This is a genomic window from Leclercia sp. GLN_9 (genome assembly GCF_043105735.1).
Classification (GTDB): Bacteria; Pseudomonadota; Gammaproteobacteria; order Enterobacterales; family Enterobacteriaceae; genus Enterobacter; species Enterobacter adecarboxylatus.
Genome location: NZ_JBICLV010000013.1, coordinates 51,834 through 74,314, shown reverse-complemented (window position 1 = coordinate 74,314; position 22,481 = coordinate 51,834). Strand labels below are relative to the sequence as shown.

Here is a 22,481-nt window from a genome sequence, read left to right as displayed (position 1 = left end):
GCGAGCAGGGAGTGAGCAGAATGCCTGAGGCGTGGATAGCGAGGAGGGAGTGCGCAGAATGCCTGAGGCGTGGATAGCGAGCAGGGAGTACGCAGAATGCCTGAGGCGTGGATAGCGAGCAGGGAGTGAGCAGAATGCCTGAAGCGTGGATAACGAGAAAGCTGAGGGTTAAGCGATCGCCACAAACAGTTTCCGCACGGACGATCTCCTCTCCCCTCTGAAAACAGGGTCAGGAATAGTTTCCGCACGGTCGATCCCCTCTCCCCTCTGAAAACAGGGTCAGGAATAGTTTCCGCACGGACTATCCCCTCTCCCCTCTGAAAACAGGGTCAGGAATAGTTTCCGCACAGTCGATCCCCTCTCCCCTCTGGGGAGAGGGTTAGGGTGAGGGGAACATGCGGCTCTGGTGGTCGTTCCGTTCACCTCAGGTTCCTTGCTGCTCTGCTACACCGGAACCGGGGGAACGTGCCAGAGGGGATTACCGCCTCGCCCCGGCCTTCAGGAAACGCCTCAGCGATTTCACCCGGACCAGGAAGTCGCCGTAAGCATTTGATTATTATCTACGTTCTTCGTTACGTTAAAATTTTTGCGAGACGCCTTCCGGGAATGATTTTCCCGGCTTGTCGCCACGAATTCCCCGCAGTATCTTCCTGATGCGCCTGCAAAATCAGGCGCCGGGATTGGAACCCTGACTGACTTTATCGATGACATAAGAGGCCTTATGTCGTACGCTTTGCTGCACCTCAATGGTGGGCTGGCGGGGGCATCGTAAGATGCGCCGGTATCCGATAAAGCCGGTAGTTCCAACCTCGCTCAGTCCACCGCCATGAGATTGGAACCTCTGACGGTGGGTTTAACAACTTTATCGGAGGCTGCCACTATGGCTACTACCCCAACCCATGCTCAGGCATTATTTAACGTACCCTTCTCTCACAATACCGATTTCACCGAGCTGGCGAACCATTGCGAACGCTTCGCCTGTACTCTGCTGGAAACTGATGATCCGGCGGAAAAACTGGCGCTCTGCGCCCGCCTTTCTGCATGTCTCGCGCTGCTGCAGCCAACGCTTAACGAGCCTATTCCGCCGCACCTGGTGGCGCGTTTCACCCTGACCGATCTGCCCTCCCGTTTGCCCGCCTTTGAACCGGAAAGCGAGTTGTTGGGACTGTACTGTCAGACACTTACGCAACTGCTTATCAGCAACGCACTGCCGCGGAATATGGCAAAGGTAATGGAAGGGCTACTGTATGAGCTGGTGAACTTCTACGCCGACACGCTGAACGCGCCACGCTGGTTACTAACGCCGGACGGGCGCGTGGCGATTGATGCGTTAATTGACTGAGGAAGGTCAACGGGGGGATCTGCGCGTGGTTCCCCCTCACCCTAACCCTCTCCCCAAAGAGGAGAGGGGATCCGTCCGTGCGAATATTATTTGTGGGGATCCCTCAGCCTTCGATGGAGAGGGGATCGACCATGCAAACCACTAAATCGTAATCCTATAGCGAACGTAATCATCCACCACTGCCAGCTTGTCGTATAACGCCCGGGCCGGATTACCTTCCCGGGTCACCCAGTAGACTTTCGACCAGCCCTTTTCGCGCGCCTCGTTGATAATGGCCTCAATCAATGCCCTGCCCGCCCCTTTGCCGCGCGCCGCGTCATCGACAAACAGATCCTCCAGATAGCACAGCGGCTGGGTCACCCAGGTGCCTTCATGCAGCACACAAATCGCGAACCCCACCACCCCTTGTTCGGTTTCTGCCAGTCGGCAAAACAGACTGGAATCCGCAGACAACACCCGGTGCCAGGTTGCCAGGGTTACCGCCTCATCGAGGCCTGTGCCGTAAAAACTGAGATAGCCGTTCCACAACCTTAACCATGCCTCGTAATCTTCCGCTTTCGCCTCACGCACCTTAACCATCGTTGTTATTCCTTGTTCTGCCTGGGATAACCGTATGATACCCGGAATCTCCTCCTGTCTGCCCGTCTCTTCAGAAAGCTATTTCTGGTAAATATATTGTTACCTGGTTGTTGTACACTCGCGCGCCTTAGATTATAAATCATCATTTTTGAGTGATATCACTCATTCGTTGTCAACATCAGGGAACATTTATGTCCGTTCAAAAATTATCCAGAACCGCAGCGATATTGCTGGGGCTTCTGGGCGTCTTAATTCTGGCGATGGGGATATTCTTCGCTTACTACGGTGGGAAGCTGGTCAGCGTTAAGGGTAGCCCCTACTTTCTGATCAGCGGCTGCCTGCTCATCGTCTCGGGTGTGCAGATTGTGCGTCAGCGCCTGAGTGGCGCGGCCCTCTATTTTGTGGTGCTGGCGGGCACCGCCCTCTGGGCCTTGTGGGATGTCGGCTTCGACTTCTGGCCGCTGGTCTCCCGTCTGCTCACCCTCGCGGGCATTGCCATTCTGGTGGCGCTCTCCCTGCCCTCGCTGCTGCGCCGCGCCGGTAAGTTCCCGTGCTGGAAAGGCGCAGGGGCACTTGCGGCCCTGCTGGCGGTTGCCTTTGCCGCCACCGTTGGGGGCATGTTTGTTCCGCACGATCCGGTGACGGCATCGGGCAAACAGCTCCCTCTCACCCCGGTTAAGCCCGGTGAAGAGCAGAAAGACTGGGCCAACTATGGCAACACCCCAGGCGCATCGCGCTTTGTGGCGCTGGACCAGATCACCCGCGATAACGTAAAAGACCTGCAGGTCGCCTGGACCTACCGCACGGGCGATATTCCCGTCAGCCCGAACGGTGGCGGCGCGGAAGATCAGCAAACTCCGTTGCAGATTGGCAATAAACTCTTTCTCTGTACGCCGCATAACAACGTGATTGCCGTCGATGCGACGACCGGCAAGGAGTTGTGGAAAACCGAAATCAACGCGAAACAGAAAAAGTGGATGCGCTGTCGCGGCCTGGCGTACTTCGATGCCACAGCCCCGCTGCAACAGCCAACCCTGCCGGACTCTTCGCCGGTGGCCGCCGTTTCACTGCCTGCGGATGCCCAGTGTAAGCGCCGAATCATCATGAACAGCGTCACCCCGGAACTGATCGCCCTGGACGCAGATACCGGTCAATTCTGCGAAGACTTTGGCAATCATGGTCGCGTCAGCCTGAGCGCGCAGATGGGTAAAGGCGCGGATACCGGCCTGTACTATCCGACCTCTGCCCCGACGCTCGCCGGGACGACCGTCGTGGTGGGCGGCCGTGTGGCGGATAACGTGGCGACGGATATGCCGGGCGGCGTGGTGCGCGGTTTTGACGTGATCACCGGCCAGCTGCGTTGGGCGTTTGATCCCGGTAAACCGGACGACCAGAACGCGCCTGCCGATAATGAAACCTTTACCCGCTCCACCCCGAACGTGTGGGCGCCCATGTCTTACGACCCGCAATCCAACACTGTCTATATGCCAACCGGCAGCGCGGCGGTGGATCTGTGGGGTGTGAAGCACAACGCGCTGGATCGCAAGTTTGGTGCCGCCATGGTGGCGGTGGACGCCAGCACCGGAAAGGTGAAATGGGTCTATCAGACTGTTCACAATGACCTCTGGGACTTTGACGTCCCGATGCAGCCGACCTTTACCGACTTCCCTGCTGCGGATGGCAAAATCACCCCGGCGCTGATCTTCGGCACCAAATCCGGCCAGCTGTTTGTGCTGGATCGCGCGACCGGTAAGCCGCTGACCGACGTGGAAGAGCGCAAGGTGACGCAGGGGCAGATCCCGAAAGAGATCTACTCCCCGACGCAGCCCTTCTCGGTGGGTATGCCGACTATTGGCGCAGACGTGCTGAAAGAGTCCGACATGTGGGGCGCGACGCCGTTCGACCAGTTGATCTGCCGTATCGAGTTTAAATCCAAACGCTACAACGGCCTGTTTACGCCGCCGGGTGATGACCCGTCGCTGAACCTGCCCGGCTCGTTAGGCGGTATGAACTGGGGCGGTCTGTCGATTGACCCGGTGAACCAGTACCTGTTCATCAACGATATGCGCGTGGGCCTGGAAGTGCAGCTCATCCCGGCCTCCCCGGAGATTCAGGGGGCTAAAAACGACGGCAACGAAGCCGCCGCCATCAGCCGTCCGGTGCCGCTGGCCGGTACGCCGTACGCTATCAACGCCAAAGTGCGCTTTATGTCGCCGGTGGAGATCCCCTGTCAGAAACCGCCGTTTGGCACGCTGACGACGGTGGATCTGAAAACCCAGAAAATTGCCTGGCAGGTGCCGGTGGGCACGGTAAAAGATACCGGTCCGTTTGGCGTGAAGATGGGGCTGCCGATCCCGATTGGTATGCCGACCATCGGCGGCACAATGGCCACCCAGGGCGGTCTGGTGTTTATCGCTTCAACGCAGGATTACTACCTGCGCGCGTTCGATACCTCGACCGGGAAAGAGGTGTGGAAAGCCCGCCTGCCGGTGGGAAGCCAGAGTACGCCAATCAGCTACAAATCGCCGGTGGACGGCAAGCAGTATCTGCTGATCACCGCAGGCGGGGCGCGTAACTCGCCGGATCGCGGTGACTATGTGATTGCCTATAAGCTGCCGTAATTGTTCTGAAACAGCCATCCCTGCGGGGATGGCTTTGCCGAACCAGGCTACTTTTATAAATCACCACATCTGCGGAGATAACAATGAAAGTATTAATGGTTCTCACCTCTCACAGTGACCTGGGCAATACCGGTAAGAAAACGGGCTTCTGGCTGGAAGAGTTTGCCGCCCCGTATTACATCTTCAAAGATGCGGGAGCCGAAGTGGTGCTGGCCTCCCCGGCCGGTGGTCAACCGCCGCTGGATCCCAAAAGTGATTCAGCCGATTTCCAGACCGAACTGACCCAGCGCTTCAAAGCCGATCCGGCAGCACAGCGTGAACTTGCCAACACCCTGAAGCTCGACAGCGTGCGTCAGGACGATTTCGACACCGTATTCTATCCAGGCGGGCACGGCCCGCTGTGGGATCTGGCGGAGTCACAGACCTCCATCACGCTGATTGAAGCCTTCAACCGCGCGGGTAAACCCATCGGTTTCGTCTGCCATGCGCCGGGTGTGTTGCGCCATGTGAAGGCCGCCTCTGGCGAGCCGCTGGTGAAGGGCCGTCAGGTGACCGGTTTTACCAACGGTGAAGAGGCCGACGTCGAACTGACCGACATCGTTCCGTTCCTGGTGGAAGATGAGCTGATTGCCCTGGGCGCTAACTACCAGAAAGGCCCGAACTGGGGCTCCTTCATTGTCGAAGACGGTACGCTGATCACCGGGCAGAACCCGGGCAGTTCCGAAGCCGTGGCGAAAGCCTTAGTGGCTGCGCTGCGCTAATCCCCCTGCCCGGCCGCTGGTCGGGCAATCCCCTCTGATTTTCGCATAGAGTGTTAAAGGCAAAACGGTGCCGGGCTGGTAGGCTTTTGCGCTTCACACCGGAGATGCTATGAACACGATTATTGACCTGTTTAACGACCATAAAAGCGAGCGCAGCTTTACCGATCGCGCCATTGATGACGCCACCCTCGAACGCATTATTAGCACCGCGTACCGCGCCCCCACCTCCGTGCATTCCCAGCAGGTGTCGGTCATCGTGACGCGCGATGCCGAAAAACGCGCGCAGATTTCACAGATCGCGGGCGGCCAGCCGTGGATTGCCAAAGCCCCGGTGTTTATCACTTTTGTGCTGGATATGTATAAAACGGAAGTCGGCATGAAGCTGGCGGGCAAAGAGCAGGTTGCGCATCAGAGCATTGAGAGCCTGGTGGCTGGCGCAACCGATGTGGGCATTGCCCTCGGTTCCGTGATGGCAGCAGCCCGCTCTGAAGGGCTGGGGATCGTGCCGATTGGCGGGATTCGTCTGCGTCCACAGGAACTGATTGAGCTGCTTGAGTTGCCGGAACACACCTTCCCGGTGGCGGGCGTGGTGATTGGCCACGTTGATGTTCCTTCGCATCACAAACCGCGTCTCCCGCTGGAGACCTTCCGTCATGACGAGGCTTACGTTGCAGAAGGGCTGGAAGAGAAGATCGCGCATTATAACCAACAGATGACCGAACACTGGCAGGCCATTAACCGTACCGACGGTGATACCTGGAGTGAAAGCGTGAGCGGTTATTACCAGCACATTTACTTCCCGGACGTGCTCCCGGCCCTCATTAAGCAGGGCTTCGGCGTAGATAAGTAACGTGTAAAATTGCCGGGTGGCGCTGCGCTTACCCGGCAACATGCCTGAATCAGGTTGGCATTGAGAAGGTCGTGACTTTATTGGTCTGCGGATCGATTGAGATAATGCAGATAGCGTAGTTGCCGCCAAGACGGTCTTTACGATCGGAAATGCGCAGGTTGTAGGTCTCGGAGAAAGAGGTATAGCCCGAGGAGTTGGTCTCGTTCAGCTTGAAGCCAACAATCTGTTCAAAATAGTCACGGGATTTACCCACGCTGGTTTTGCACTGTTCATTGGTGATAGTGCCAGGCTGATTTGCCGCCGCGGTGGTTTGCGCACCGGTAGAGGATTTTGGCGTAAGGGCTGAATTGACCGCTTTCATCCCGTCACTCATGTTTTTCTGGAAATCGGCGCACGAGGCAGAAAGTAAAACCATGCCGCATAAAAGAAGCTTTTTCATTGTAATCCTTACAATATTTAACGTTATTTAACGGTTAATCATTATAATTTTTACAAAGAGTTTACTCCAGCAACCCTTTTATGCGGCATTTTATAACTCACTGAATAAAAATAGCTTTTCCCATAAGCTATACAAATATTGGTAGGTTATCCCTTAATTCGCGGATCCAACGCATCGCGCAGCCCATCCCCCAACAAATTAAACGCCAGCACGGTAAAGAAAATCGCCAGGCTCGGGAAGAGCGCCACATGCGGGGCAATCACCATATCGGCCCGCGCCTCGTTGAGCATCGCCCCCCACTCCGGGGTCGGCGGTTGCGCGCCCAGACCTAAAAACGACAGGCTGGCAGCCGAGATAATCGACACCCCGATACGCATGGTGAAATAGACCACGATAGAGGAGACGGTGCCCGGCAGAATATGGTTAAACAGGATTGTGGTATCGCTGGCCCCAATGCTGCGCGCCGACTCGATAAAGGTCTGCTGTTTTAGCACCAGCGTATTGCCGCGCACCAGGCGGGCGAAGGCCGGAATCGAGAAGATCGCCACGGCGATGATCACGTTCGCCATGCCGTTGCCCATCACCGCCACCACCGCAATAGCCAGCAGAATGCCAGGGAAAGCAAAGAGCACATCGCAGATGCGCATGATGATCCGATCCCACCAGCCCTCGTAATAACCGGCCAGCAGGCCCAGCACCGTGCCGATGGCCGCGCCAATCAGTACCGCAAAGACCCCGGCGGCGAGCGAGATCTGCGCCCCCATCAGCACCCGGCTGAAGATATCGCGCCCAAGCGAATCCACGCCGAACCAGTGCATCACCGACGGACCTTCGTTCAGACGGTCGTAATCGAAGTAGTTTTCCGCATCAAAGGGGACGATCCAGGGGGCCAGCACCGCCACCAGGATCAGCAGCAGGACAAACAGCCCGGCGGTCATCGCCACCGGCTGCTTACGAAAGCGCCGCCAGAATTCATGCCACGGGGTGCGGATCTGATCCGGTTTGAGTCCCGGCATGGCCTTTAACATGGCCTGCCGACGCCAGTTTAACAGTCGCATCTTACTTGTACCTGATAGCGGGATTAATGGCGGCATAGAGCACATCCACCACTAAGTTGATAAGAATAAACTCCAGCGAAAAAAGCAGCACTTCCGCCTGGATCACCGGGTAGTCGCGCATGTCGACAGAATCGACCAGCAAACGCCCTAACCCCGGCCAGTTGAAGACCTTTTCCACCACGATTGAGCCACCGAGCAGGAAGCCGAACTGCAGCCCCATCATGGTCACTACCGGAATCATCGCATTACGCAGACCGTGCTTGAGGATCACCCACTTCTCGCTGACCCCCTTTGCCCGGGCGGTACGCATATAGTCTTCATTCAGCACGTCAACGAAGGAGGCGCGGGTGAAGCGTGCCATCACCGCCGCCACCGCCGCGCCGAGGGTCAGCGAAGGCAAAATGTAGTGCCGCCAGCTGTCCGCGCCCACGGTGGGGAGCCAGCCCAGCTCGACGGAGAAGATCTGCATCAGCAGCATCCCCAGCGCAAAGGCCGGGAAGGAGATCCCGGTGACCGCCAGCGCCATGCCCAGCCGGTCCGGCCAGCGGTTACGCCAGACGGCCGCCACAATTCCGGCCATCAGGCCAAACAGCACCGCCCAGGCCATGCTGGTGAGGGTCAGCCAGAAGGTGGGCATAAAGCGGCTGGCAATCTCCTCGGAAACGGGACGACGGGAGACCATCGAGGTACCAAAGTCCCCCTGCACGACACTGGTAATGTAGTGCCAGAACTGCCGGTAGAGCGGCTGATCCAGCCCCAGTTGCTTACGCACCAGTTCGATGACCGTGGCATCGGCTTCCGGGCCGGCAATCAGCCGCGCCGGATCCCCCGGCAGCAGATGAACGAATAAAAAGACCAGGACCGCCACAATCAGCAGCGTCGGGATCAGCCCCAGCAGGCGTTTAATCACATAATTCAGCATGCACATTCCTCTCATCCCGCAGGCGTACACCTGCGGGAATGAGTGCTTTATTTCAGATCCGCGTCGTCAAAGCTAAAGCCGGTATCCGGCATGATGTAAAAGCCGGTCAGCGCCTTGTTATGCGCCGAGACCAGTTTTTCGACCACCAGCGGTATCCACGGTGACTCCTTCCAGATCGTATCCTGTGCATCCCTGTACAGTTTCGCTTTCTCTTCCGGTTGGGTGGTTTTCAGCGCCTCCGTCAGGTCTTTATCCACCTGCGGATTGCTGTAGAACGCAGTATTGAACAGGGTTGGCGGCCAGTTTTGCGAGGCAAACAGCGGCGACAGCGCCCAGTCGGCTTCGCCGGTAGAGGCCGACCAGCCGGTGTAGAACATCCTCACCCCGCTCTCTTTCTGCCCTTTGCCTTCCACTTCGGCGGCACGCTGCCCGGCATCCATCGCCGTGACCTGCACCTTAATGCCTACCTGCGCCAGCTGCTGCTGGGTGAATTGCAGCACCTTCTGGGCGGTACTGTGATTGTGCGACGACCACAGCGTGGTGCTGAAACCGTTCGGGAAGCCCGCCTCTTTCAGCAGCGCACGCGCTTTTGTCGGATTATATTCCCACGGATGATACTGCTGGGAGTACGCAATGGACGGTGGCACCACGCCCGTTGCCGGGGTCGCATACCCGGCAAAGGCCACCTTCACCAGCGCCTCACGGTTGATGGCGTAGTTAATCGCCTCGCGCACTTTCGGGTTATCGAACGGTTTTTGCGTGACGTTCATGCTGATGTAACGCTGCATGATCGACGGGCTGGCGACCAGCTCCAGCTTGCTGTTTTTCGCCAGCAGCGCCGCCTGCTCGTACGGGATCGGGAAGGCAAATTGCGCTTCGCCGGTCTGCAACATGGCGGCGCGGGTGTTGTTATCCACCACCGGACGCCAGGTGATGGTGTCCAGCTTCGGCAGCCCCTGCTGCCAGTAACCGGCGAACTTTTTCACCTTCACAAAGTCGGTCTGATTCCAGGTCACCAGCTCATACGGCCCGGTGCCGACCGGATGGAAACCGATCTCTTTGCCGTATTTTTTCAGCGCGTCGGGGGAGATCATCGCCGTGGCCGGATGGGCCAGAATATTGATAAAGGCCGAGAACGGCTCTTTCAGGGTGATTTTTACCGTGGTGGGATCGACGGCCTCGGTGCTGGCGATGTTTTTATACAGGTTATAGCGCTTAAGGCTGTTTTCCGGGTTGCTGGCGCGATCGAGGTTGACCTTCACCGCTTCAGCGTTGAAGTCGGTGCCGTCCTGGAACTTCACGCCGCTGCGCAGCTTAATGGTGTAGACCAGCCCATCGTCCGAGACGGTGTAACTCTCAGCCAGCACGTTTTTCAGCTGCATCTCTTTATCGAGACCAAACAGCCCCTGATAAAACGACTTCGCCACCGCCTGTGACAGGGTGTCGTTAGCGTCATACGGATCCAGGGTGGTGAAGTTGGAGGCCACCGCCACCACCACGTCTTTTGCTGCGAAGGCCGGCGTGGCCGCCAGGGCTGCCGTGACGCTCGCGGCTAACAGCCATTTGCGAGCAACATATTTTGTCATTGTTGTGTTCTCCTGTTGTTCCCTGCTGTCGTGATTTATAGATGTTTAAAGGCATTATCCTGGCGCGGCGGTGCGACGAAGTGGCCGGGGCCAACCTCCCGCAACACCACGCGCTCGGTGGATTCTCCCCGCTTACGAATGTTGCCCGGCAGCTCGTCCTGCAGCAGCACCCGCCGGGCCTGACGATGGGCCGGATCGGCCACCGGCACCGCCGCCATCAGCTTGCGGGTGTAAGGGTGCTGCGGGTTTTCAAACACCGCCCGACGCGGGCCAATCTCGACGATCTGCCCGAGGTACATCACCGCCACCCGGTGGCTGATGCGCTCCACCACCGCCATGTCGTGCGAAATAAACAGAAATGCGATGCCCATCTCCCGCTGCAAATCGAGCAGCAGATTGATGATCTGCGCCCGGATGGAGACATCCAGCGCCGAGACCGACTCGTCGGCAATAACCACTTTCGGATTGAGCGCCAGCGCGCGGGCAATGCAGATTCGCTGTCGCTGGCCGCCGGAAAATTCATGGGGATAGCGCCAGGCGTGCTCCGGCTTCAGGCCGACACGCTCCAGCAGCCACGCCACCCGCCGCTGGGCGGCATCGCCATCCAGCAGGTTATGCACCCGCAGCGGCTCCATAATCGAATAGCCCACCGTCTGGCGGGGATCGAGGGAGGCGTAAGGATCCTGAAAAATAAACTGAATATCCCGCCGCAGGGGTTGCAGTTGCCCGGCTGGCAGGGTGTCGATGCGCTCACCGTTGAAGGTGATGGTGCCCTCCTGGGCCTCCACCAGCCGCAGCAGCGCTCGTCCGGTGGTGGACTTGCCGCTGCCGGACTCGCCCACCAGCGACAGCGTCTCGCCGGGCCATAAATCAAAACTGACATTTTCTACCGCATGCACTTCCCGCTTAACCCGGTTCAACAGGCCGCCACGCAGCGGAAATCGGGTGACCAGGTCGCGCACCTGTAAGATGGGGTCACCGGGCACCACCGTATCCTGTTCGGTTTCGGCCTCCTGAAAACCCGGATTCGTGAGGGAGATCAGCGGAAAACGGCGCGGTAAATCACTGCCGTTCATTGCCCCCAGTCGCGGCACCGCGGCCAGCAGCGCCCGGGTATAGGGGTGCTCAGGCGTATGGAAAATCTGTTCTACAGTGCCGGTTTCGACCGCTTCGCCCTGGTACATCACCAGCACCCGGTCGGCGATATCCGCCACCACGCCCATATCGTGAGTGATAAAAATCACTCCCATCTCCATCTCGTCCTGCAACACTTTGATCAGCTGCAGAATTTGCGCCTGAATGGTGACATCCAGCGCGGTGGTCGGCTCATCGGCAATCAGTACCGCCGGACGACAGGAGAGCGCCATGGCGATCATCACCCGCTGGCGCATCCCGCCAGAGAGCTGATGCGGGTAGCGTCCCAGAATGGCGTCGGCCTCCGGGATCCGCACCTGCTCCAGCATACGTCTGGCTTCGGCCAGCGCCTCATCGCCGCTCAGCCCCTGGTGCAGGCGGATCGACTCGGCAATCTGCTCCCCTACCGGGAAGACCGGATTGAGCGAGGTCATCGGCTCCTGAAAAATCATGGCGATGTCAGCACCACGCACGCTGCGCACCTGGGAGGAACTGAGGGTGGTGAGATCGCTCACCTGGCCATTGCGGCGGCGCAGCAGCAGGCTGTCGCATGCCACCAGCCCGCCAGACTGTTCAATCAGGCGCATCAGCGACAGGGCGGTCACCGACTTACCGGAGCCGGACTCGCCGACGATCGCCAGCGTCTCGCCGCGTTTCAGCGAAAAAGAGAGGTTTTTTACCGCCGGGATCGGTTGCCGTTCGTCGGGAAAGGCGACATTCAGGTTGCGCACCGCCAGCACCTGCTGGCGGTCAAGTTCATCGCTGTGTGGCACCCTTTCCCCCTTATTCACGGTAAATGCCGGTGCTCGGCGTATCGCCGGCATAGCCCCAGGCGCGGTACATCCCTTCGCTGTTAAAGGGCAATGCCACGTTACCCTCGCGATCGACGGCAATCAGTCCGCCGCTGCCTTCGAGCGCCGGGAGTTTTTCCATTACCACCCGCTCGCAGGCTTCGGCGAGGCTTAAGCCGCCGTAGTCCATCAGCGCGGCGATGTCGTAGGCGGCCAGGGTGCGAATAAACACTTCGCCGGTGCCGGTGCAGGAGACCGCCACGCTGGCGTTATTGGCATAGCAGCCCGCGCCGGGCAACGGGCTATCGCCCACCCGACCGGGGAGTTTATTGGTCATGCCGCCAGTGGAGGTGGCGGCGGCCAGGTTTCCGGCCTTATCCAGCGCCACCGCGCCAACGGTACCCATTTTCGTGGTTTCATCCAGCGGGGCCGAATGGTCAAGTCGGGTTTCATCCGCATCACGCGCGGCCAGCAGTTGCTGATAGCGTTCGGGGGTGGAAAAAAGATCTGGCGAGACTGCTTCCATGCCGTGTTCGAAGGCGAATTTCTCGGCCCCCTCGCCCACCAGCAGCACGTGCGGACTTTGCTCCATCACCAGACGCGCGGCCAGCACCGGGTTGCGCAGATGGCTGACTCCGGCCACCGCGCCCGCTTTCAGGGTAACGCCGTCCATCACGCAGGCATCCAGCTCATGGGTTTCGTCGCGGGTAAATACCGAACCGATACCGGCGTTGAACAGCGGGCACTCTTCCAGCAGGCGTACCGCTTCGGTGACCACATCCAGCGCGCTCTCCCCCGCCTCCAGCATCCGCTGGCCGGTTTCTACTATCGACGAGAGCGCCTCAATGTAGCGCCTCTCCTGTTCATGACTGAGCTGTGCGCGGGTAATCGCCCCTGCGCCGCCGTGGATTGCGATGACTGCATTCCCCATCTACTTCACCTTTACGCGCGTAATTACCGCTTTTTCTATAAATATCATTATTGTTGCAGGAACTTCAGATGATTTTTGAATATAGAAAGACGTCACTGTGATGTAAAGGCTAAGCCCATGGTGTCATACAGTTAAGGGCACTTTTCTGCCATAATGGCCGCCTTCGTTATTCTCTTGCTGGAGTGACCCATGGATTTTACCGCCGGACTGATGCCGCTTGAGACGGCACTCGCGCAGATGCTCGATCGACTTTCACCGCTGTCAGACCAGGAAACACTGCCGCTGCTGCGCTGTTTTGGCCGCGTGACCGCCACCGACATCGTTTCGCCCCTTAACGTACCGGGCTTTGATAACTCGGCGATGGACGGTTATGCCGTGCGGCTGGCCGATCTGGCGGCGGGCAATGCGCTGCCGGTGGCGGGTAAAGCCTTTGCCGGTCAGCCCTTCCAGGGCGAGTGGCCAGCCGGAAGCTGTATCCGCATTATGACCGGTGCCCCGGTGCCAGCGGGCTGTGACGCGGTGGTGATGCAGGAAGAGACCGAGCAGACCGACGACGGCGTGCGGTTCATCGCCAGCGTGAAGCCGGGGCAGAATATCCGTCGCAGCGGGGAGGACATTACCCTGGGCGCGACCGTCTTCCCGGCGGGCACCCGGCTGACCGCGGCTGAACTGCCGGTGCTGGCCTCGCTGGGTATTGCGGAGATTGCCGTGGTGCGCAAGGTGCGGGTGGCGCTGTTCTCCACCGGTGACGAACTGCAACTGCCGGGCCAGCCGCTGGCCGAGGGGCAGATCTACGACACCAACCGGCTGGCGGTACACCTGATGCTGGAGCAACTGGGCTGCGAGGTGATCAACCTTGGGATTATCCCGGACGATCCAGAAAAACTGCGCGCCGCCTTTATTGAAGCGGATCGCGTGGCCGACGTCGTGCTCAGCTCCGGCGGCGTGTCGGTGGGCGAAGCGGATTACACCAAAACCATCCTCGATGAGCTGGGCGAGATCGGCTTCTGGAAACTGGCCATTAAGCCGGGCAAACCTTTCGCCTTTGGCAAGCTACCGGACAGCTGGTTCTGCGGCCTGCCGGGGAACCCGGTCTCTGCGGCGCTCACGTTCTACCAACTGGTGCAGCCGCTGCTGGCGAAGCTCTCCGGTAACCGGGCGCACGCCCTGCCTGCCCGCCAGCGCGTGCGTACCGCCACCCGCCTGAAAAAATCACCGGGACGTCTCGACTTCCAGCGCGGCATTCTGGCGCGTAACGCCGACGGCGAGCTGGAGGTAAGCACCACCGGCCATCAAGGCTCGCATATTTTCAGCTCCTTCAGCCAGGGTAACTGCTTCATCGTGCTCGAGCGCGAGCGCGGCAACGTGGAAGCGGGTGAATGGGTTGAGGTTGAGCCGTTTAACGCGCTGTTTGGGGGCTAACCATGGCGGTGGAACTGAGCGACCAGGAGATGCTGCGCTACAACCGTCAGATTGTGCTGCGCGGCTTTGATTTCGACGGTCAGGAAGCGTTAAAAGCGGCAAATGTGCTGGTGGTCGGTCTCGGGGGATTAGGCTGTGCCGCAACGCAGTATCTGGCTGCTGCGGGCGTGGGTCGCATGACGCTGCTCGATTTCGACACGGTGTCGCTCTCTAACCTGCAACGCCAGACCCTGCACAGCGATGCCACCCTCGGCGAGCCGAAAGTGGAGTCGGCCCATGCGTCGCTGATGCGCATCAATCCTAACGTGCAGTTCACCCTGCTGAATGCCCTGCTGGATGAACCTTCGCTGTTGGCGCAGATTGCCCATCACGATCTGGTGCTGGATTGCACCGATAACGTCGCTATTCGTAATCAGCTTAACGCGGGCTGTTTTGTCCATAAAACCCCGCTGGTCTCCGGGGCGGCGATCCGCATGGAAGGACAGGTAAGTGTCTTTACCTATGCCGAAGGCGAACCCTGCTACCGCTGCCTGAGCCGCCTGTTTGGCGAAAACACCCTGACCTGCGTCGAGGCAGGCGTGATGGCACCGCTGGTGGGGGTGATCGGGTCGATGCAGGCGATGGAGGCCATTAAGGTGTTGACCCGGTACGGCACGCCCGCGGCGGGAAAAATCGTGATGTACGACGCCATGACCTGCCAGTTCCGCGAGATGAAGCTGATGCGTCATCCGGGGTGTGAGGTGTGCGGAGGTTAAAGCAAACGGCAACCTGAAGATTGCCGTTTTAGTGTTTTCTCCCTCTCCCTGAGGGAGAGGGTTGGGGTGAGGGCATCAGGCCGCCCCATCAAATCGACGTCCGCCCGAACGCCCCCTGCCAGTCCTGCTCAAACTTCGCAATCGCCGCATCCACTGCCGGAGAGGTGATTAACTGCTGGGCCACGTCGAGCGGCAGGGTAATGGACTCACAGCCCGCCAGCAGGCAATCCAGCGCCTGGCGCGGGGTTTTGAAGCTCGCCGCCAGCACTTTTGACTGCGGCACGTGGAGCGTCAGCAACTGCTGTAGCTCGGCCACCGTCTGGATCCCATCTCCACCCTGCGCATCCACGCGGTTCACATACGGAGCGACATACTCCGCGCCCGCCAGCGCCGCCATCATCCCCTGCGCCGCGCTGTAGACCGCCGTCCCCAGGGTCGGCACCCCTTGCGCTTTCAGCATTTTGATCGCCGCCAGCCCTTCCGCTGTGACGGGCACTTTTACCACCAGATCCGCAACGATGGCGCGCAGCTTGAGGGCATCTTCCACCATCCCTTCTGCGGTCGTCGCCATGACCTGAGCAAACAGGCGGCCCTGACCCCCCATCGCCTCCTGCAACTGAGGCAGTAACACCTCCAGCGGCGTTTTACCTGCGGCAACAATGCTTGGGTTGGTGGTTACGCCTGCCAGCGGCAACACGCGGGCCAGTTTTTTAACAGCCAGAACATCAGATGTGTCGAGATACAGTTCCATGATGGGGTCCTCAAAAATGACGATGCCGTAACCCTACACGGCAAAACCTGCGTCGGGGTTGATTTGCGTCAAGATAACTTTCATTCGAAAGTCATTTAATCTTCATACGCAACAAAAGGCGACATTATGATCTTCAACATTCAGCGTTACTCGACACATGACGGCCCCGGTATTCGTACCGTGGTGTTTATGAAAGGCTGCTCGCTGGGCTGCCGCTGGTGTCAGAATCCAGAAAGCCGCGCGCGGTCGCGGGACCTGCTGTTCGACGCTCGCCTGTGCCTGGAGGGGTGCAACCTCTGCCAGCAGGTGGCGCCTGATGTCATTGACCGGACGCTGAATGGGCTGGTGATCCACCGCGAAAAACTCGACGATACCTGTCTGGATGCCCTCACCCACTGCTGCCCAACCCAGGCACTGACCGTCTGCGGCGAAGAAAAGCAGGTGGAGGAGATCATGTCCACCGTGCTGCGCGATAAGCCGTTTTACGATCGCAGCGGCGGCGGGATCACCCTCTCCGGCGGCGAGCCATTCATGAACCCGGACCTGGCGCGCCAGCTGTTTCAGGCCAGCCATGAACAGGGGATCCACACCGCCGTCGAAACCTGCCTGCATGTCCCCTGGCACTATATCGAGCCGTCGTTACCCTATATCGATCTGTTTCTCGCCGACCTGAAGCATGTTGATGGCGCGGTCTTTAAGCAGTGGACGGACGGCTCTGCGAAACGGGTGCTGGATAACCTCAAGCGCCTGGCCGCGGCCGGAAAACCGCTCACTATTCGCGTGCCGCTGATCCCGGGCTTTAACGCCGATGAAGCCTCGATTACCGCCATCACCAATTTTGCCGCCGACGAACTGAACGTCCACGACATCCATTTTCTGCCGTACCACACACTTGGCATGAACAAATATACCCTGCTCGGCCAACCCTACTCTGCCCCAGATAAACCGCTCGATAATCCTGCATTACTGGACTTTGCCCGGCAGTATGCCGCCCAGAAAGGGTTAACCGCGACCTTACGAGGATAATGTTATGACACAGCTGAATCTTACTACCCTGAGCGATCGCATTAAGGCGCACAAAACGGCTCTGGTCCACATCGTTAAGCCGCCGGTCTGTACTGAGCGTGCGCAGCACTACACCGAAATGTACCAGCAGCATATGGATAAGCCGATCCCGGTACGTCGTGCGCTGGCGCTGGCGCACCACCTTGCGCAGCGCACTATCTGGATCAAACATGACGAGCTGATCATCGGCAACCAGGCAAGCGAAGTGCGCGCCGCGCCGATCTTCCCGGAATATACCGTCTCGTGGATTGAAAAAGAGATCGACGACCTGGCCGACCGTCCGGGCGCGGGCTTTGCGGTGAGCGAAGAGAACAAACGTATGCTGCATGAACTCTGCCCGTGGTGGCGCGGCCAGACGGTGCAGGATCGCTGCTACGGCATGTTCACCGATGAGCAGAAAGGGCTGCTGGACACCGGCATTATCAAAGCGGAAGGCAATATGACCTCCGGCGATGCGCATCTGGCGGTGAACTTCCCGCTGCTGCTGGAAAAAGGGCTCGACGGCCTGCGCGCGAAAGTGGCCGAACGCCGCTCGCGCATCAACCTGACGGTGCTGGAAGATCTGCACGGCGACCAGTTCCTGAAAGCAATTGATATCGTCCTGGACGCGGTGAGCCTGCATATCAAACGCTTTGCCGATCTGGCCCGTGAGATGGCCTCGACCGAAACCCGCGAAAGCCGCCGCGACGAACTGCTGGCGATGGCGGAAAACTGCGATGTTATCGCCCACGAGCCGCCAAAAACCTTCTGGCAGGCGCTGCAGCTGTGCTATTTCATTCAGCTTATCCTGCAGATTGAGTCTAACGGTCACTCGGTGTCGTTTGCCCGTATGGACCAGTATCTCTACCCGTTCTACCGCCGCGACGTGGAGCTGAACCAGTCCCTGGATCGCGAGCACGCCATTGAGCTGCTGCACAGCTGCTGGCTGAAGCTGCTGGAAGTGAACAAAATCCGCTCCGGCTCTCACTCTAAAGCCTCTGCCGGTAGCCCGCTGTACCAGAACGTCACCATCGGTGGCCAGATGCTGGTCAATGACGTGCCGATGGATGCGGTCAATCCGCTCTCCTATGCGATTCTGGAATCCTGCGGGCGTCTGCGCTCCACCCAGCCGAACCTGAGCGTGCGCTACCATGCGGGCATGAGCAATGACTTCCTCGACGCCTGCGTGCAGGTGATCCGCTGCGGTTTCGGGATGCCAGCCTTTAACAACGATGAGATTGTCATTCCTGAGTTCATCAAACTCGGCATCGAAAAAGCGGATGCCTACGATTACGCCGCCATCGGCTGCATCGAAACCGCCGTCGGCGGCAAGTGGGGCTACCGCTGCACCGGGATGAGTTTTATCAACTTTGCCCGCGTGATGCTGGCGGCGTTGGAAGGTGGCCGCGACGCCACCAGCGGCAACGTGTTCCTGCCGCAGGAAAAAGCGCTGTCCGCGGGCAATTTCAACACCTTCGACGAGGTAATGGCCGCCTGGGATAACCAGATTAAATACTACACCCGTAAATCCATCGAGATTGAGTACGTGGTGGACACCATGCTGGAAGAGAACGTGCATGACATTCTCTGCTCGGCGCTGGTAGACGACTGCATTGAACGCGCGAAGAGCATCAAGCAGGGTGGCGCGAAATACGACTGGGTATCCGGCCTGCAGGTAGGCATCGCCAACCTCGGCAACAGCCTGGCGGCGGTGAAGAAGCTGGTGTTTGAACAGGGCGTCATCGGTCAACAGCAGCTGGCGGCGGCACTGGCCGATGATTACGAAGGGCTAACCCACGAGCAGCTGCGCCAGCGTCTGATCAACGGCGCACCGAAGTACGGTAATGACGATGACAGCGTGGATCTGCTGTTGGCGCGTGCCTATCAGACCTACATCGAAGAGCTGAAGCAGTACCATAACCCGCGTTACGGCCGCGGCCCGATTGGCGGGAATTACTACGCCGGGACGTCGTCTATCTCGGCCAACGTGCCGTTTGGGGCGGCCACCATGGCGACCCCGGATGGACGTAAAGCGCACACCCCTCTCGCGGAAGGGGCCAGCCCGGCTTCCGGCACTGACCACCTGGGGCCAACCGCGGTTATTGGCTCTGTCGGGAAACTGCCGACCGAAGCGATCCTCGGTGGCGTGCTGCTGAACCAGAAACTTAACCCGGCGACGCTGGATAATGACAGCGACCGCCAGAAGCTGATGGTGCTGCTGCGTACCTTCTTCGAGGTGCATAAAGGCTGGCACATCCAGTACAACATCGTCTCCCGCGAAACGTTGCTGGAAGCGAAAAAACACCCGGACCAGTATCGTGATCTGGTGGTGCGTGTGGCGGGGTATTCTGCGTTCTTCACCGCCCTGTCTCCGGACGCGCAGGACGATATTATTGCGCGTACCGAGCATACGTTGTAACGGTGTATCCCCTCTCCCCCGCTCTCTCCCACGGGGGGAGGGAGAAAACACTAAAAACGGCAACCTGGGTTGTAATGACAGTCAGCTAAGCAACTCGGTATTTCTAAATGACTGAAGTGGACAGGTTCCGTTCACTACAGCACCTCTGCTTTATGCCCCCTCCGCTGCGGTGAACGTGCCAGGGGGCTCGCCGCCTCCCCCCTGGCTACCCCGGCTCCCGGCAAAGAAAATCGCCGCTTCGCGGTGCACTCAGCTTATTCCTTCAGGCTTTCGGGTCGGGCACCAGCCTGCATCCCTGCAGGCTATGCCCTCTCGGCGCGTCCCTGCGCCTCGCCCCGGCCTTACGGAAACGCTTCGTCGATTTTCAGCCGGATTCCCCCACCCTCACGCTTCTCAGTCGCCTGAATGTGGCACCGGTGTTGAGTCCCCGCTGAAACCGGCGAAACGGAGACCGGATGACAAGGGCTGGACGCCAGGGATGGCGGCCAGAGGCGAATCGAGACAGGATGTCGAGTTGAGCCGACCGCAGGCAGCCGGTCGGGAGGTGAGCGCAGTGCGAAGCACCGGTTTCATTGCGGGGCCGCGGGGATTGACAAGGGGGGCCCGGCGGCCCCCCTTGTCACGTTCACGGGTTGTGTAATGCCATGTTCTACTGAACATGAGGTGAACGGAACAATCCGCCGGGCTTAACTGACTGGCATCACAACCCAGGTTGCCGTTTCGCTTTTACTTTCGAATGAAATTAAATTTGTGGTTTTAGTCACATTGTTATTAGAATGTTGCTGGTCGCAGTAACATCCAGGAGCGCAATGTATGACCGTTAAAGTTATCGTCACAGATATGGACGGAACTTTTCTTAATGACGCCAAGCAGTACGATCGTGACCGCTTTCAGGCGCAGTTCCAGCAACTTCAGGCCCGTAATATTGAGTTCGTTGTCGCCAGCGGCAACCAGTATTACCAGCTTATCTCCTTCTTCCCGGAGCTGAAATCGCAGATCTCCTTCGTGGCGGAAAATGGCGCGCTGGTGTTCGATCACGGCGAGCAGATTTTCCACGGCGAGCTGACGAAGCACGAGTCGCAGATTGTGATCGGCGAGCTGCTGAAAGATAAATCCCTGAATTTCGTCGCCTGCGGTCTGGAAAGTGCGTACGTCAGCGACCAGGCACCTGAGGCCTTCGTCGCGCTGATGTCGAAACACTATCACCGCTTAAAGCGCGTCAGCGACTATCGCGACATCGACGATGTACTGTTTAAGTTCTCCCTGAACCTGCCCGACAGCGATATCCCGAACCTGATTGACGCCCTGCATGTTTCGCTCGACGGCATCATGAAACCGGTGACCAGCGGGTTTGGTTTTGTCGATCTGATTATCCCCGGCCTGCATAAAGCCAACGGCCTCAGCCGTCTGCTGAAACGCTGGAATATCTCCCCACAGGCATGCGTGGCGATTGGCGACAGCGGTAACGACGCCGAAATGCTGAAATTCGCCCACTACTCCTTTGCCATGGGAAATGCTGGCGAGAGCATTAAAGCCATCACCCGCTACCAGACCGACGACAACAACCATCAGGGCGCGCTGAACGTGATTCAGGCCGTCCTCGATAACACCCCGCCTTTCAGCCACTGATCCTCTCGCCGGAGCCTGCTCCGGCGAATCTCCCTTTCTCTCCAGGTTGTGCACTTCATCAAGTTATTTAACTTGCTTTAACTTATTTTTAACCTAAAGTATCACTTGTAATTACTTTTACTTTCGAATGAAAGATAGCGAGGCTGTTATGACCTTAACCTTTACCAGTGAAACTTTGCCTTCAGACCACAAGGCCGCGATTCGCCAGATGAAACGCGAGCTGCGGGCGCAGATCGGTGACGTGCAGGCGGTGTTCGATCGCTTGAGCGATAAAATTGCCAGCCGCGTGGCAGAAATTAACGCGCTGAAAAGCAAAGGCGATCCCGTCTGGCCGGTGATCCCGTTTGCCGACGTGCAGAGCGGTAACATCAGCCAGGAGCAGCGCGAGGCGGTTAAGCGTCGCGGCTGTGCGGTGATCAAAGGTCATTTCCCCCGCGAGCAGGCGCTGGCGTGGGACAACGCGATGCTCGACTATCTCGATCTCAACCGTTTTGATGATGTCTACAAAGGCCCGGGAGATAACTTCTTTGGCAGCCTCACCGCCTCCCGCCCGGAGATCTACCCGATCTACTGGTCACACGCGCAGATGGAAGCCCGTCAGAGCGAAGAGATGGCCCAGGTGCAGTCGTTCCTGAACCGTTTATGGACGTTTGAGAGCAACGGCAAACAGTGGTTTAACCCGGACGTGAGCGTGATCTACCCGGACCGCATCCGTCGCCGTCCACCGGGCACCACCTCGAAAGGCCTCGGCGCACACACCGACTCCGGCGCGCTGGAGCGCTGGCTGCTCCCGGCCTATCAGCAGGTCTTCGCCCGGGTATTCGATGGCAATGTCGATCAATACGATCCGTGGAATGCCGCACACCGTACCGAAGTGGAAGAATATACCGTGGATAACACTACCAAGTGCTCGGTGTTCCGTACCTTCCAGGGCTGGACGGCGCTCTCCGACATGATCCCGGATCAGGGGTTGCTGCACGTGGTGCCGATCCCGGAAGCGATGGCGTATATCCTGCTGCGTCCGCTGCTGGATGATGTACCGGAAGATGAGCTGTGCGGCGTGGCACCGGGTCGCGTCCTGCCGATTTCCGAGAAGTGGCACCCGCTGTTGATTGAAGCGCTGACCAGCATTCCGGCGCTGGAAGCCGGGGATTCCGTGTGGTGGCACTGCGATGTGATCCACTCGGTGGCACCGGTAGAGAACCAGCAGGGCTGGGGCAACGTGATGTACATTCCAGCGGCACCGATGTGCGAGAAAAACCTCGCCTATGCGAAAAAGGTGAAAGCAGCGCTGGAAACCGGTGCCTCTCCGGGCGACTTCCCGAGGGAGGATTATGAGTCAGACTGGCAGTCACGCTTCACCACGGATGATTTAAATATCCACGGCAAGCGCGCGCTGGGTATGGTGTAAGCTCTGAAGTTATCTCACTGATCCAGAAAGCGGAAT

18 protein-coding genes are annotated in these 22,481 nt (G+C 58.8%); 10 read left to right on the top strand and 8 right to left on the bottom strand.

Annotated elements, in window-relative coordinates:
- Positions 1–880 precede the first annotated feature (880 nt).
- Positions 881–1,342 carry a hypothetical protein gene (locus ACF8PE_RS07310; RefSeq protein WP_392494721.1) on the top strand — a complete coding sequence of 154 codons (462 nt, stop codon included), beginning with the start codon at positions 881–883 and terminating at the stop codon, positions 1,340–1,342.
- Between the two features lie 141 nt (positions 1,343–1,483).
- Here the strand turns inward: ACF8PE_RS07310 and ACF8PE_RS07305 are convergent, their stop codons facing one another.
- Positions 1,484–1,921, bottom strand: coding sequence for a GNAT family N-acetyltransferase (locus ACF8PE_RS07305; protein ID WP_059308432.1), 438 nt, complete (start codon positions 1,919–1,921; stop codon positions 1,484–1,486).
- A gap of 191 nt (positions 1,922–2,112) precedes the next feature.
- Between ACF8PE_RS07305 and ACF8PE_RS07300 the strand changes: the two genes are divergently transcribed.
- From ACF8PE_RS07300 to ACF8PE_RS07290, 3 genes are all read left to right on the top strand, one after another.
- Positions 2,113–4,542, top strand: a complete 2,430-nt coding sequence (locus ACF8PE_RS07300; protein ID WP_392494720.1) for a membrane-bound PQQ-dependent dehydrogenase, glucose/quinate/shikimate family — start codon at positions 2,113–2,115, stop codon at positions 4,540–4,542.
- Between the two features lie 83 nt (positions 4,543–4,625).
- Positions 4,626–5,303, top strand: coding sequence for a type 1 glutamine amidotransferase domain-containing protein (locus ACF8PE_RS07295; protein ID WP_130589125.1), 678 nt, complete (start codon positions 4,626–4,628; stop codon positions 5,301–5,303).
- A gap of 109 nt (positions 5,304–5,412) precedes the next feature.
- A complete protein-coding gene (locus ACF8PE_RS07290) occupies positions 5,413–6,153 on the top strand; it encodes a nitroreductase family protein (protein ID WP_059308435.1) in 741 nt (246 codons plus the stop codon).
- A gap of 49 nt (positions 6,154–6,202) precedes the next feature.
- On the opposite strand, the gene ACF8PE_RS07285 is transcribed toward ACF8PE_RS07290, so the two are convergent.
- The 6 genes from ACF8PE_RS07285 to iaaA form a co-directional block, all read right to left on the bottom strand.
- Entirely contained in the window at positions 6,203–6,592 is a 390-nt protein-coding gene (locus ACF8PE_RS07285) for a hypothetical protein (RefSeq protein ID WP_144838722.1), read from the bottom strand.
- Between the two features lie 146 nt (positions 6,593–6,738).
- Positions 6,739–7,650 carry a glutathione ABC transporter permease GsiD gene (gene gsiD / locus ACF8PE_RS07280; protein WP_032617212.1) on the bottom strand — a complete coding sequence of 304 codons (912 nt, stop codon included), beginning with the start codon at positions 7,648–7,650 and terminating at the stop codon, positions 6,739–6,741.
- Position 7,651: 1 nt separating this feature from the next.
- Entirely contained in the window at positions 7,652–8,572 is a 921-nt protein-coding gene (gene gsiC / locus ACF8PE_RS07275; RefSeq protein ID WP_191153014.1) for a glutathione ABC transporter permease GsiC, read from the bottom strand.
- Positions 8,573–8,619: 47 nt separating this feature from the next.
- The gene (gsiB, locus tag ACF8PE_RS07270; RefSeq protein ID WP_032617210.1) at positions 8,620–10,158 is read right to left on the bottom strand and encodes a glutathione ABC transporter substrate-binding protein GsiB; all 1,539 of its coding nucleotides are present in this window, start codon (positions 10,156–10,158) and stop codon (positions 8,620–8,622) included.
- Between the two features lie 35 nt (positions 10,159–10,193).
- Entirely contained in the window at positions 10,194–12,065 is a 1,872-nt protein-coding gene (gene gsiA / locus ACF8PE_RS07265) for a glutathione ABC transporter ATP-binding protein GsiA (RefSeq protein WP_144838720.1), read from the bottom strand.
- Between the two features lie 10 nt (positions 12,066–12,075).
- The gene (gene iaaA / locus ACF8PE_RS07260) at positions 12,076–13,014 is read right to left on the bottom strand and encodes a beta-aspartyl-peptidase (RefSeq protein WP_164540044.1); all 939 of its coding nucleotides are present in this window, start codon (positions 13,012–13,014) and stop codon (positions 12,076–12,078) included.
- A gap of 189 nt (positions 13,015–13,203) precedes the next feature.
- On the opposite strand from iaaA, the gene moeA reads away from it, so the two are divergent.
- Together moeA and moeB are read left to right on the top strand one after the other, a co-directional pair.
- Positions 13,204–14,436: a molybdopterin molybdotransferase MoeA gene (moeA, locus tag ACF8PE_RS07255; protein WP_164540043.1), complete on the top strand. Its 1,233-nt coding sequence runs from the start codon at positions 13,204–13,206 to the stop codon at positions 14,434–14,436.
- Between the two features lie 2 nt (positions 14,437–14,438).
- The gene (gene moeB / locus ACF8PE_RS07250) at positions 14,439–15,191 is read left to right on the top strand and encodes a molybdopterin-synthase adenylyltransferase MoeB (RefSeq protein ID WP_032617206.1); all 753 of its coding nucleotides are present in this window, start codon (positions 14,439–14,441) and stop codon (positions 15,189–15,191) included.
- Positions 15,192–15,279: 88 nt separating this feature from the next.
- On the opposite strand, the gene fsa is transcribed toward moeB, so the two are convergent.
- Positions 15,280–15,942 carry a fructose-6-phosphate aldolase gene (fsa, locus tag ACF8PE_RS07245; protein WP_032617204.1) on the bottom strand — a complete coding sequence of 221 codons (663 nt, stop codon included), beginning with the start codon at positions 15,940–15,942 and terminating at the stop codon, positions 15,280–15,282.
- Positions 15,943–16,068: 126 nt separating this feature from the next.
- Between fsa and ACF8PE_RS07240 the strand changes: the two genes are divergently transcribed.
- The 4 genes from ACF8PE_RS07240 to ACF8PE_RS07225 all read left to right on the top strand — a co-directional run bounded on the left by ACF8PE_RS07240 (position 16,069) and on the right by ACF8PE_RS07225 (position 22,445).
- The gene (locus ACF8PE_RS07240) at positions 16,069–16,968 is read left to right on the top strand and encodes a glycyl-radical enzyme activating protein (protein WP_032617202.1); all 900 of its coding nucleotides are present in this window, start codon (positions 16,069–16,071) and stop codon (positions 16,966–16,968) included.
- Between the two features lie 4 nt (positions 16,969–16,972).
- On the top strand, positions 16,973–19,405 hold the full coding sequence (locus ACF8PE_RS07235; RefSeq protein ID WP_164540042.1) for a formate C-acetyltransferase/glycerol dehydratase family glycyl radical enzyme: 2,433 nt from the start codon (positions 16,973–16,975) through the stop codon (positions 19,403–19,405).
- Between the two features lie 813 nt (positions 19,406–20,218).
- Complete coding sequence (locus tag ACF8PE_RS07230; protein WP_032617199.1) at positions 20,219–21,034, top strand: Cof-type HAD-IIB family hydrolase; 816 nt, start codon at positions 20,219–20,221, stop codon at positions 21,032–21,034.
- Between the two features lie 148 nt (positions 21,035–21,182).
- Positions 21,183–22,445 carry a DUF1479 domain-containing protein gene (locus ACF8PE_RS07225; RefSeq protein WP_059308444.1) on the top strand — a complete coding sequence of 421 codons (1,263 nt, stop codon included), beginning with the start codon at positions 21,183–21,185 and terminating at the stop codon, positions 22,443–22,445.
- Positions 22,446–22,481 lie beyond the last annotated feature (36 nt).